Genomic DNA, 12611 nt, shown 5'->3' with positions numbered 1-12611 from the left:
GGTGTGTTTCTCGAAACTGCCTTTTGTGCACGCTGATCGACGGTGGTGATGTCGGTTGAAGTACCAGAGCGAACCAGGTTGTAATGTCACTCCTTAATAATTAATTTCAAATTATTTAGCCTAATAGTTAGTTTTTGTTGTTATAGTCTAACTAAAGTGCTATGATAAGATTCAATAAAAATAAGGTATAAGATTTTTTCCACAGTTGTTTTTTTGGTAAACTTAATGACTAATAGTCACAGTTAAAGCCCTTGATATAAATAAAGGGGAGTTGGCACACGATATTGACGTACAGTAAGGTAGGGTGAGCGAGGATGAGCTACTTAGAATTAAAAGATATTCACAAGGCCTATTATTTAGGCAAGGAAGCTTTCCCAGTCTTGAATGGGATTAATCTAACTTTTGAACGAGGTGAATTCGTCGCGATTTTAGGGGAATCTGGCGGTGGTAAGTCAACGTTGATGAATATCATTGGTGGCTTGGATCGGCAATTTCAGGGACAAGTGTTATTGCAAGGAACCGCGTTAGATCATCACCAAGAGAAACAGATGGATCAGTATCGGCGTGAAACAGTCGGTTATATTTATCAATCATATAATTTGATCAACCATCTGTCCGTGTTAGACAATGTCCTGATCTCGTTAGATATGACCAAGTTAAATCGGTCAGAACGTGAGCAACGAGCTAAGCAACTGTTAACTCAGGTGGGGTTAGCGGATCAAATTAAAAAGTACCCGAACCAATTATCTGGTGGCCAGAAGCAGCGAGTTGCGATTGCCCGGGCTTTAGCGAGTGATCCGCAGATTATTATCGCGGATGAACCGACTGGCGCATTGGATTCTGAAAATACCACGGAAGTTTTGAAAATTTTGGATCAGATTGCGGCGGAAGGTCGGCTTGTAATTTGTGTGACACATTCGCAGGATGTTGCGAATGCGGGTACTCGAATCGTGCGCTTAGCTGATGGTAAAATCACGGATGACGAGCGGGTGAAACCCGCTTATCCGGTCGATGAAAATCGCCAACAGATTGCGGCACGTAAGTTACCGTGGTATGTGCCACTGAACACGGCGTTTAAACATCTACGCTATACTTGGACTTGGAACTTGATTATTATCATTGGGACGGCGATTGGTTTATTCGCAGTGATGTTGTTTAACGGGTTAGGTAATGGCCTCAAGGGGTATATTAATCAGGAAATCAATGATATGGTCAATCCCCGTGTCGTGACAGTGAGTCGGTATCAAAAATCGAGTCAAAGTCAGCGAGGCGGCAGCCAAGAAGGCAACCAGCAGGCAGCTGCCATGGGAGCGAGTGTGACGACGACCAATCAGCCAACGTTCAGTACGGCCCAACTGAGTAAACTGAAAAAAGTTGCGCATGTTCAGACCGTTCAGCCAATTTTGAGTGCAAGCAACGCGACAATTACAGTTGGTAATAAAGACTACACCGCTTCGTCGTTAACGACGTGGACGGCTTCTAACCGGAAGTCGATTATTAAAGCTGGTCACGTGGCTGGTAAGAATGAAATCGTCGTCGATAAGAGTAGTGTGGCGAAGAAATGGTCATCTAAGAATTGGAAGCAATTGGTCGGTAAGAAAGTGACTGTGGCTTTTCAGACAACGAATAAGAGTGGTAAAAGTGTCACGGTTAAACGGCAATTAACGGTTGCTGGGATTACGGACAGCACGACTGGAAGTGGTGTGAACGCCGTGACCTACGCCACTATGAAAGATATGCGGTCAGCAAAGAATTTAAGTACGCAGCCAACTTCAGTTGCGGTGAAAGTTGATTCGCGGGAGCATAATGATGCTGTAACCAAGCAGATTAATAAGCTAAAGATTGATGGCAAACGGGTTTACCGTGCCACCAGCATTGCCAGCATGCTTGATACGGTCAATACGTATGTTAACTTAGCAACCACGATTTTGGCGGCAATCGCTGGAATTTCCCTACTAGTCTCAGCGTTAATGATCATTGTGACCATGTTCATGTCGGTCAGTGCCCGGAAGAAAGAAATCGGAATCTTACGTGCGCTGGGTGAAAGTCGCCGTGATATTCGGCGATTGTTCACGAGTGAATCATTGATCATCGGAGTCATCAGCGCACTATTAGCTACTGGAATCGCCTATGGTATTGGTGCTGCCTTGAATAAAGTCCTCTACCAAATCGCCAGCTACAATATGATTGAGATTCAGGTAAGTAATATTATCTCGACCTTTATCATTGCCCTGGTGATTGCCTTATTAGCAGCCATCCTACCAGCCTGGCGTGCCGCTCGGTTGAATCCAATCGACGCCCTCGCCGCGGATTAAGTAATTGTGACTCATCAACTAGAATAGTCTGTTAGTAAAACGGTAATGAAGCCCAGAACGGGTTTCATTACCGTTTTTTGTACGTGGGGCCTTTGATGCTAATTTACTTCACATATGTCGAAATTGACATATAATGAAGACAACTAAATAGAACACACATTGCGCGAGCCAATTTGTCATGAATCGTGATTATTTAAGTTCAAAGGCAGCCAGCTTAGGCCCGCTGGAAACTGGTGCGAGTTAGCGTAAACTTGCTTAAGGTGCGCGTCCTACACCGATCTCCAGGCATTTCTGCCAATTGCCGGAACGTGGTGGGCACAGATTTAAGCCGAAGCCCACGTCTTAAATACTGGCCTTTCACTAACCAAGCACAAGACGCTTGCTAAGTGAAATTTCACCACTGGGCATTGTCAGAAACGCCTTCCAGTCGGGATGGTATTCGAATGGCAGACGCAGATGTACCCAACTTTTGATGAATTGGTCGTTATTATTCATAAACGGTAATTTTGCTAAGAAACTGTCAGACTGAAAGTGATATTGGAATAGTTCATTCTCCTAAGCTGCTGTAGTCAAAATTGAACGTTACGAAAAAGTAGGTCAGGCATCTGACATTTCGCTCAAAGTCCCCTTATCAAAATAGCCAACGACCTATTGCACCAAGCTAAGTGGCCGTTCATCAGCCATTCGAGCGGCTTGCCGACCGGAGGGGCTGGGTGACAATGCTCAGTAGCCAAATTATTCTTAGTCGGAAGTGGGTTGCTTCCGGCTTAGAATAAGACTCGTATTTGAGATGACGCGGGTTATGCGTTAGCTCAAATCGACGTCGACTTACGTTCCAGCAATTGTCACCCAGCCCCGGAGGTCGGAATAGGACGATCACCGGCTGACGAACAGGAATCTAAACTTGGCACGTTTTAATCACAATTGATGCTTAATACTAGCAAACGCGTAAGGAAGAGTGGGTGAGATGATGCATTATGGGGTTTGGGCGTTGACGTTTTTGAGTGTTAATTTGGATTTTTGCTTGATGTTAGTTTTTTTATTGAAGAAGTATCGGTTGTGGCAGGTCTTATTGGGCTATTTGTTGGGCAATATTATCTTACTAACGGCAAGCTTCTTTGTGGGTAAAGCACTGACCTTATTTTTGCCAGAATGGTTATTAGGATTCTTGGGTGTGCTGCCGATTTGGCTTGCATTTCACGATGATGATGATACCGCCGATCGGGCTGGTGGGTCGCCGGTGATTAACGTACTAGTCACTTATTTGGCCGTATGTGCTGGTTGTAATTTATCGATCTTTTTACCTGTGCTCGTTGGGGAAAGCATGGTACACTTTGTGATGACTTTAGGATTTATTGGTATATTGACGATGCTTGTCGTGCTTATCATTAACCAGGTGGCGGAAATCAAGGCTGTTCAAAAGCAAATAGCGGCTCATGGTGAACGGTTGATGAAAATTTGTTACGTGGTGATTGGCTTATATGTTTTCTGGGATAGTGGGCTAATTAGCCATTTAATCGCATTCCTATGATTGGTGAGAACGGAGGAATTGGCATGGAGGTCAGCGGGCCACTATTAACTGAGGCGGCTAAAATATACAAAGTATTGAGTAATGTTAATCGGATTAAAATCCTAATTTTTTTAGAACACCATGAAGCGGACGTCACGCAAATCGTTGAACATGTTCATTTGGCGCAGCCATTAGTCTCGCATCAGTTAGCAATTTTGTTTCAGTATCAGTTGGTATCTAAAACGAAGCGGGGGAAGCATGTCTACTATTGTCTAGACGATCCCCATATTTTGGAAATGGTCGATGCCATGATTGGACATGTGGCTCATGAAATCAAGCATGAACCGCATCGTGATGAATGACGGGAGGAAGCTGTGAAAGTTAAGATAACGAAACGACAACTGATTGGTGGGGCAGTGCTACTGGCATTGCTATTAATTGGGCTGTTGATCTATCGCTACCACGGTACTTGGGAGCTCATTCAGCACCGGGTGTTTGACCAATCATCACTGGTGGCCCAAGTCCGGCGGCACCGTGCGGTTGATATTTTATTAGTGGTTCCCTTGCTAATTTGTTTTTCGATTATTCCGGGTGCCCCCGTGGCGACAATCAGTGTCGTTGCTGGCATCTGCTTCGGCAAGGGGCTGGGGGCAATGTTAAATATTGTCGGTATCACCCTGGGCAACTTGATTGCACAACGCTTTTTCGGACGGGTAACGGCGCGACGGGATCAACAGCCGTCAAAACTCGTGACGGCCATTGGTAAGATGCGGCATCCCTTATTAGGAATCGTGATTGGGTATACGATACCGTTTATTCCAACGTCATTAGTTAGTTTAGCGGCCATTGAAACGGCGGTGACACCCCGGCAGCTGGCCACAGCAACGCTACTGGGCAGCATGCCCACGGCGATTATTTATGCTTGGGGTGGCGATGAACTGATTAAAGCGCATTTTAAGAATGCACTGATGTTGGTTGGACTCCTGGTGCTCTTATTGGGGTTGTTGTGGCTGATCCACCATGATCGTCAACGAGCAGTTGATTTGGATCATTAATAATTGAAATTATAAGCGGCGGGCCCGCCTTCTTAATCATTGACTAAGAGGGTGTGCCCGCCGCTTTGCCCGTAGCCGTTATGATGCAACTGGCTGGGTATGCTTGAATTGATTGATTTGAGTTGTGGTCAGTGTAACTGTCTTATATGGTAAGAAATGTTCAGACAGTTCTGAGCCTGGATCGGCCTGAAAGATCTCGACCGTGTCGTCAGCTAAGTCTAGCTGATAGACACGCCGCGCATGCGGGCTGTCAACATAAATAGCGGTAGCGGTGAAGGGCCGCCAGGTAAAATTAGTCGCCGGTAATAAGTGCCATTGTTCTAATGCGTCGTAGGTTTCGTTTGGTGTCATAATCGAATCCCCCTTCAGTGACTATTATAGTATGTTTAGGTTAATAGTCAAATAATGTTTTGTTAACCTAAAACCCCCGTTTTCACATTGAAAACGGGGGTTTTGAGGTTATTTTAATTGATTTAACGAATAACTAAAACTGAAATCGGTGCGTATTTTGCCATATAAGCCGCTTGGCTACCAAAGTGTTTGGCAATCCCCTTTTTGGCTAGGGAGCCAATAATGAGTAAGTCCGGTTGAACGTGGGGAATGACTTCCTTAACAATGGTCTCGCCAGGTTCGCCTTCCGCAATCATTGCGTGGACTTTAGTGACACCAGCAGCTTGGGCTTGCTTTTGATATTTCAATATATGCTGTTCAAGTTCTTGACGTTCACCATGAATGTAGTCCTTGCTGAGTGCCTGATAAACGTTCATGTCATCATTTTCAAGAATCGAGATAATGACCAGTTCGGCACCATCTTGCTTCGCTTGATGGATTGCATAGTCAAAAGCAAGTAAAGCATCGGCAGAATCATCAACACCAACGAGAATCCGGTTGAATTTAGTCGCCATTATTTGTTGGCCTCCTTTGCTGCTGCAGCAAGTTGCTGTTCAACGTAACGTTTGTTACCGCGTTGGAGGTCGAAGACGGTCCAGACAAGTAGGGCTAAGATAGCGGCAATCAAAAGGTAGGCTAGAATCTTAGAAAAAGTCTGTTCGCCAGCTGAAGGATTATCGCCGAAGAAGCCTAAGATTGAATCTGGTAGGCCGAGTAAATTTAAGAAAGTTAAACCGATGACGGATAACCAACCTAGACCTTTGATCCAAAGCGAGTTCTTGAATCGTTTGCCCATTTCTGCCGCGCTGTCAGTCATCATCAATAATGGCAACATGGAGAATGGCAGGGCGAAAGCTAGAAAGACTTGTGAGTTATTCATCAGATTATTCAAGGCAGTATGCTCGTCGATGGCACTCTTACCACTAGTTAATAGCACGCAAATGAGGACGGGAATAACTGAGATCAAGCGGGTCACTAACCGCCGTAACCAGAGTGGCATCCGCATGTGGACGAACCCTTCCATGATGACTTGCCCAGTTAACGTACCGGTAATGGTGGAGTTTTGCCCAGAAGCCAGTAACGCGATGGCGAAGAGGGCTGAGAGCGCCCCAGATTTAGCAACACTGATTAAAATACCATTACTTAACATTGATGTATTGGACAATGCTTCATAAAGACCGAAGAATGAAGGATCTTTAACAGCGCCACTCTTAAAGACGGCAACGCCCATAATCAATAATAGTGAATTAACCACGAAAGCGAATGAAAGTTGGATATTGGAGTCCCAAGCGGCAAATTTAACGGTCCGCGCGACATCTTCCTCATCGTTGTGGTCAATCTTCCGCGTTTGTGAGATTGCCGAGTGCAAGTACAAATTATGGGGCATGACGGTGGCACCGATAATCCCTAAAGCACCAGAAAGTGGCGTCATACCATTCACGGAACGACTTGTCGAGAAAGTGTCAGCGGTCGGGACTAAGCCCTTGATCACACCGCCCCAATCAGGGTTAGATAACGCGACTTGATAAACGAATACGAATAAGATAACTAAAATCAAACAAACCACGATGGCTTCGATTTTCCGAAAACCGATTTTGGTCAATAATAGCAGAACTAAAACGTCAAGCACGGTAATAAACACCGCAATGACTAACGGAATGTTGAATAATAAATAGAGGGCAATCGCAGCACCGATAACTTCGGCAATGTCGGTCGCCATGATGGCTAATTCGGTTAAAATCCACAAGACGATTCCGAGTGATTTACTCGTCCGCGCCCGAATCGCTTGGGCCAGATCCATCTGACTCACGATACCAAGTTTAGCCGCCATGTATTGTAGTAGCATCGCAATCAAACTTGATATCAAGATGACAGACATCAGCATGTATTGGTAGTTTTGACCACCGGTGATGGAAGTTGACCAGTTACCGGGATCCATGTAGCCTACCGCAACTAAGGCACCAGGACCTGAATACGCAAAGAGGGTTTTCCAGAAGTTCAGATTCTTGGGAACCTCGATGGTACCGTTGATTTCCTCTAGTGAGGGGCCGTTAGCATATTCAATCAATTTATGCTTCCGGTTTGGGGTGTTCGTCTTTTCGCTCAATTAAAAGACCACCTTTCTATATCTCTAAATCTTTGAGCCGTTGTCATTGTACAATAAATAAAAGTAAATGGAAATACTTTTTTAGGCACACCTACAAAATATTTAAAAGTATTTGATTTTAAATATCCCGGTTGATAATAATATTCTTAACTTACTAAATAATCACGAAAGTAGGCTAAAACGCTATGATAAAAATAATTAGAATAGCGTTTGGGTTCGTAAAAAATGACGACTTTCAAAAAGCGCAACACGCTCAAGTCACCGGCTTCATCGCCTTGCTTAGAAACGTCGCTTGTCGAACAATCACCCGTCGCGTACGATATGCTTGGAGGTGTAAAAATGAGCTTTTCAGATAATTTAAAAATTATTCGGCGACAAAAGAAGATGACGCAAATTGACATCGCGACGTAATTGCACGTTTCACGACAGACGATTTTCAGTAATGGTAGCTGCAACGCTTGCCGACGTAAGATGACTACCAACGAGTTGCTGGGTGACTAAAAACTGACCGTGATATTTTAGTTGAAATAGGTTGATGATTCATGGATGTGAATTATTGGTCCAAATCTGAATAGTTGTCATCGCCAACAGTTAACTGCTGTGCTAAGATTAAGTTGTGTTATTTTTACTCATAGAAATGAAGATACGACTTAAACCGAATTATTTCACAATAATCATGTTTAAGTGGAGAAAGTCAGGTGTGGTAACCATGAGTAAACCAGATTCGATTAAAGTTGATCAAAATGAGGAAACGGTTACTGAAATTTTAGAACCAGCGGCGGAATTGGATAAAAAAATCATTTCTCCCGTTAAAGAAACTCGTAACCAAGCGATTCGCTATATCTTGTGGGGATTGATCAGTGTTGCGGTCAACTTTGCAACCTTCTATACGACGTATCACCTAATTGGGCTCGAATACCAGGTCGCCAACGTTATTTCCTGGGTCATTGCCGTGCAAGTTGCGTTCTGGGTTGACCGCTTGAAGGTGTTCGACCACCATTCACACCACGTTTATCGTGAAATGGGCAAGTTCTATGCGACCCGGATCGTGACGTACGTCGTTGAAGCGATTATTTTATGGTTGTTGATGTCAGTATTGGGGAGCTCGGCGGTACTAGCCAAGATTCTTGGGCAGGCCGGCGCCATCATTGGGAACTTCTTGTTCTCGAAACTGTATGTTTTTCGAAATAAGTAGCCACATCAAGACGGGAATGAAAATTCACGTCTTTTTTTGTTCAGTGGGGTGCCGCGGTTGTTAGAATGACGAGTAGGTGTGTGAAAGCGGATTAAGATTACAAGTAGGTTGCGGCAATCCTAAATATTCTTAATGATTCACTAAGAGCTATGTTTAAAGTAGGTGTCGTGTGGTTTAATAAACTTAAATTACTGCTTGTCACTATGTTAGAAAATTAGGAGGAGCGCACGGAATGCTAACAAATTTAAGGCGCGGAATCAAAGCGCTATTTCTAATTGGCCTCGTGCTATTTGGGTGGCGCAACTATGATACGCTTGCCCCGCGCGCGGCGGCGATATATCAGACGAGTCGTCAAAACCTAGCAGCTGCCTTGTCGGGCGACTTATCCAGTCACTTATTGGGCGCGGATGATACTAGCAGCGCGACTGAAGATTCGATCGCGGACTCAAGCAAGCAATCATCAGGACAGCAGACGGATAAGGGTGCCAGCTCGGCCACTAGTTCCAGTTCGCAAGCAACCAGTTCGACAACTCAATCCACTAGTAAGGCAACGCCGATTGAATCAATCGTGCAGAATGTCACTTTAAAGAAGACGTATTATTATTCCTTTGATCGCAACGTTCCTAAAGCGGCCCGGCAGGTCTTTCTTGAAGCTGTTGCGACTTATAATCAGACCGGGTTGGTCCATCTGGTGGCCGGTAAAGCCAGCGGATCACAGAATTCAGTGACTTTTTCGATGTATCATAAAAAAATGGCGACTGGTGCGACCAGCGTTGAGCTTGGCCACGGTGGCCCTGATATTACAAAGCAAATCAGCTGGCGGGGGACCCAATATTGGAATAACGCGACGGCTAGTCTTAACGGGGCATACGCCTCGGCTTTCAGTAAATCGGTCGCAGTCCATGAGTTGGGTCACGCGTTAGGGTTGGACCACAGTTCGTCGACTGAATCAGTGATGTACCCTGTCTCGCAAGGCAAGAGCACGTTATCAGATGCTGATATTGCGGCTCTGCAAACAATTTATCAAAAGAATGCGTAATTTATTTTCGTAATACCAAACAAAATTTAACCACTTTTCAAATTTTGACCTATAATCAAGGTGTATCAAAAATTAGAAAGGAAGTTGTTTTAGTATGGCTGCAGCAGTTGAAATGAACAGTATGTTAGACGAAAAGATGACGGACGTGTTTGATTGGAGTGACTCTAAGTTACCCGTACGGGATGCGATTTGGAATCACTTTATGGACGCCGATAGTCATGATACTGACAAGACGGCTGACGAAGTAGCGCCTTATATGAGTATGGACGAAGCTAAGCTCAAGAGCGAAGTTGAAAAACTCTTAAAGGCTTAACTAGAATAACGACCATGACGGCCTAATTTTTGAATGGGAACTGATTGCCAGTTTAGTAATCAGTTCTTTTTTTATATTTTTAATCCGGCTGAATGAGCCAGGTGGCCAGGGGGTAGCCCTTTCAACTGCCAGTTAACCAAGGTCCAAAATAATTTTTTTGAATCACTGTCGACACTATGTGCCCGTAGCGGTTCGCCTTTAATTAATATAAAAAAGATTAAAAATACGCTTGACTTATAATTAAAAGTTAATTAATCTAAGAAACATCAACATTACAAAAAACTTTTGAAAGCGAGGCGCGTCAATTATGAAAATTCAATCTAACCTAACCAACTTGTTGACAACCCTTGCTGTTCAAAATTTAGCCTTATTATTAACGAAGAAGGACCCGGTCACTTGACCTTGAGTATAACTCAAAATTCAAGTGAACTGAGCCCTTCTTTCCCATTGTGGTAATGAGGCTCAGTTCCGGGTAAAGGCCTCATTCACTACGGTGGATGAGGCCTTTTTGTGACTTAAGGAGGATCGGGGTCAACAACGTAGCAATAAAAAAACGAAAGTGGGAATAACTAATGAAAAAATGGGAAAAACAAACGATGAAGATTGCAGCACTTGGTGCGATGGCGTTGACACTGGCAGGGTGTGCTACTGCCAAATCAAGTTCAAGTCAAGGAAATAATCCTGGCAAGACTATTAAAATTGGGGTCAATATGGAATTGTCTGGATCTGCGGCCGGTTATGGAGAACAGCAAAAGCAAGGTATTCAGTTAGCCGTCAAGAAAATCAATAAGAGCGGTGGAATCAAGGTTGGGGGGACCAAGAAGAAAATTCAGTTGGTCATCAGAGACAATAAGACATCGAACACGACTGCTGCTTCCGTGGCTGCCCAGCTCGTGAATAACGATAAGGTCGTGGCCGTAGTTGGTCCCGCGACAACTAGTGCCGGGACTGCGGCGATTCCTAATATGACTAAGGCGGCAGTACCATCAGTCAGTCCATCAGCGACCGACCCGGATTATACGTTGCAAAAGAGCGGCAAAGTTCAAAAGTACATATTCCGAGCTTGCTATCAGAATAATTTTCAAGGGGCCACGGCAGCAACTTTTGTGACTAAGAACTTGAAGGCGAAACGCGTCGCCATTTTGACTGATAACTCCAGTGATTACGGCACGGGCCTAACAAAGGCGTTTAAGAAGCAGTATCGGGGCACGGTCGTTAGCAGCCAAACGTTCCAAGAGGGCGATAAGGACTTTAATGCCATCCTAACTGCGTTGAAACATAAAAAGATCGATGCCATCTATGCGCCTGGTTACTATTCGGAAATCGGTCTAATCGTTAAGCAAGCGCGGCAAGCGGGAATCAAGGCTCCAATCGTTGGTAGTGACGGGATGGCGGATGCTAAATTAGCCCAAATTGCTGGCAAGTCTAATGCTACCAATGTTTATTACACGACGCCATTTTCTACTAAGGCTTCGGCAACGAACAAAGTTGCTTCGAAATTTATGAGTGCTTACAAGGCAAAGTATGGTAGTACCGCACCAACTTTTTCAGCACTCGCTTATGATTCGGTTTATATGATCAAAGCAGCCATCGAAAAGGAAGGCTCGGCTAATTCTGTTAAAATCGCCGATGGTTTGGCCAAACTTAAGAACTTCAAGGGTGTCACTGGGACGACGACTATCGATAAGCAACATAATCCTGAAAAGACGATTTCAATTGAACAATTGACGAATGGCGTGGTCAGCAAGGTTTATAACGTCAAATAGTCAGACTAGTGAAAGCGTGGGGGAACACATATGCAGACATTTGGACAACAATTGATCAACGGACTATCGCTAGGAAGTATCTACGCGTTATTGGCGCTAGGCTACACGATGGTTTATGGCATTATCAAATTAATTAATTTTGCACATGGCGATATTTATATGTTGGGGGCCTTTTGGGGCTATTACAGTTTGAAGTCACTACACTTTAACTTTGTTGCGGCGCTCCTGTCCGCAATGGTGATCTGCGCAGTTAGTGGTGTGATTATTGAATATTTCGCGTACCGCCCATTACGCCATTCACCGCGAATTACCGCGCTAATCACGGCGATCGGTGTTTCATTCTTGCTTGAGAATGGGATGTCATACTTTGTTGGTGCGAGTGCCCGTTCATTTCCCCAAGCAATCAAAGTGGTGACTTATCACTGGGGCGGATTGCGGGTATCGAATGTGCAGCTACTGATTTTAGGAACGGCGTGCCTATTAATGATTCTATTGGAATTAATTATCAAACGTACCAAAATGGGTAAAGCAATGCGGGCCGTTTCTGTTGATCCCGAGGCTGCACAGTTGGTGGGCATCAATCTTAACCATACGATTTCGTTCACGTTCGCATTAGGGTCCGCAATGGCTGGCGCTGCCGGAGTCCTGATTGGCCTATACTATAATTCGATTGATCCGTTGATGGGCATGACGCCTGGTATTAAGGCCTTTGTCGCAGCCGTGATTGGTGGGATTGGTTCCGTGCCTGGGGCTTCACTGGGCGGATTTATTATCGGCATCCTGGAGACTGGTGTTCAGGCAATCGGCCTATCCGCCTACAAGGACGCAGTGGTTTACTTTGTCTTAATTGTTATTTTGCTCGTGTTGCCGGCTGGAATATTCGGTAAACGAACCAAGGAAAAAGTCTGAGGGAGGCGCCAA

The 12611-nt window shown here is 44.6% G+C and carries 13 protein-coding genes; 10 read left to right on the top strand and 3 right to left on the bottom strand.

Annotated elements, in window-relative coordinates:
• Nucleotides 1-314 precede the first annotated feature (314 nt).
• The 4 genes from V7R88_RS12080 to V7R88_RS12065 all read left to right on the top strand — a co-directional run bounded on the left by V7R88_RS12080 (nucleotide 315) and on the right by V7R88_RS12065 (nucleotide 4880).
• On the top strand, nucleotides 315-2315 hold the full coding sequence (locus V7R88_RS12080; RefSeq protein WP_057717683.1) for an ATP-binding cassette domain-containing protein: 2001 nt from the start codon (nucleotides 315-317) through the stop codon (nucleotides 2313-2315).
• Between the two features lie 967 nt (nucleotides 2316-3282).
• Entirely contained in the window at nucleotides 3283-3846 is a 564-nt protein-coding gene (locus V7R88_RS12075; protein WP_080392736.1) for a cadmium resistance transporter, read from the top strand.
• Between the two features lie 23 nt (nucleotides 3847-3869).
• A complete protein-coding gene (locus V7R88_RS12070; protein WP_057717684.1) occupies nucleotides 3870-4187 on the top strand; it encodes an ArsR/SmtB family transcription factor in 318 nt (105 codons plus the stop codon).
• A 12-nt stretch (nucleotides 4188-4199) separates the two neighbouring features.
• Nucleotides 4200-4880 carry a TVP38/TMEM64 family protein gene (locus tag V7R88_RS12065; protein WP_057717685.1) on the top strand — a complete coding sequence of 227 codons (681 nt, stop codon included), beginning with the start codon at nucleotides 4200-4202 and terminating at the stop codon, nucleotides 4878-4880.
• Nucleotides 4881-4958: 78 nt separating this feature from the next.
• On the opposite strand, the gene V7R88_RS12060 is transcribed toward V7R88_RS12065, so the two are convergent.
• The 3 genes from V7R88_RS12060 to V7R88_RS12050 all read right to left on the bottom strand — a co-directional run bounded on the left by V7R88_RS12060 (nucleotide 4959) and on the right by V7R88_RS12050 (nucleotide 7377).
• On the bottom strand, nucleotides 4959-5231 hold the full coding sequence (locus V7R88_RS12060; protein ID WP_003642255.1) for a hypothetical protein: 273 nt from the start codon (nucleotides 5229-5231) through the stop codon (nucleotides 4959-4961).
• Between the two features lie 122 nt (nucleotides 5232-5353).
• Nucleotides 5354-5785 (bottom strand): universal stress protein, encoded by a 432-nt coding sequence (locus tag V7R88_RS12055; RefSeq protein WP_057717686.1) that lies wholly within the window; start codon nucleotides 5783-5785, stop codon nucleotides 5354-5356.
• A complete protein-coding gene (locus tag V7R88_RS12050; protein WP_003642253.1) occupies nucleotides 5785-7377 on the bottom strand; it encodes an Nramp family divalent metal transporter in 1593 nt (530 codons plus the stop codon). The genes V7R88_RS12055 and V7R88_RS12050 overlap by 1 nt, the downstream gene beginning before the upstream one ends.
• 225 nt (nucleotides 7378-7602) lie before the next feature.
• Here V7R88_RS12050 and V7R88_RS12045 point away from each other — a divergent pair, with 225 nt between their 5' ends.
• From V7R88_RS12045 to V7R88_RS12020, 6 genes are all read left to right on the top strand, one after another.
• Entirely contained in the window at nucleotides 7603-7788 is a 186-nt protein-coding gene (locus V7R88_RS12045; protein ID WP_057717687.1) for a hypothetical protein, read from the top strand.
• 298 nt (nucleotides 7789-8086) lie between these two features.
• Nucleotides 8087-8572, top strand: a complete 486-nt coding sequence (locus tag V7R88_RS12040; protein ID WP_057717688.1) for a GtrA family protein — start codon at nucleotides 8087-8089, stop codon at nucleotides 8570-8572.
• 232 nt (nucleotides 8573-8804) lie between these two features.
• The gene (locus tag V7R88_RS12035) at nucleotides 8805-9611 is read left to right on the top strand and encodes a matrixin family metalloprotease (protein ID WP_054397084.1); all 807 of its coding nucleotides are present in this window, start codon (nucleotides 8805-8807) and stop codon (nucleotides 9609-9611) included.
• A 94-nt stretch (nucleotides 9612-9705) separates the two neighbouring features.
• Nucleotides 9706-9924, top strand: a complete 219-nt coding sequence (locus V7R88_RS12030; protein WP_003642248.1) for a hypothetical protein — start codon at nucleotides 9706-9708, stop codon at nucleotides 9922-9924.
• A 572-nt stretch (nucleotides 9925-10496) separates the two neighbouring features.
• Nucleotides 10497-11690, top strand: coding sequence for an ABC transporter substrate-binding protein (locus tag V7R88_RS12025; RefSeq protein ID WP_003643351.1), 1194 nt, complete (start codon nucleotides 10497-10499; stop codon nucleotides 11688-11690).
• Between the two features lie 30 nt (nucleotides 11691-11720).
• Nucleotides 11721-12599: a branched-chain amino acid ABC transporter permease gene (locus V7R88_RS12020; RefSeq protein ID WP_003642246.1), complete on the top strand. Its 879-nt coding sequence runs from the start codon at nucleotides 11721-11723 to the stop codon at nucleotides 12597-12599.
• Nucleotides 12600-12611: the final 12 nt, after the last annotated feature.

Source organism: Lactiplantibacillus argentoratensis, from assembly GCF_037290055.1.
Taxonomy (GTDB): Bacteria; Bacillota; Bacilli; order Lactobacillales; family Lactobacillaceae; genus Lactiplantibacillus; species Lactiplantibacillus plantarum.
The sequence above is the reverse complement of the archived record's forward strand: the minus strand, read 5'-3'. Positions and strand labels throughout refer to the sequence as shown.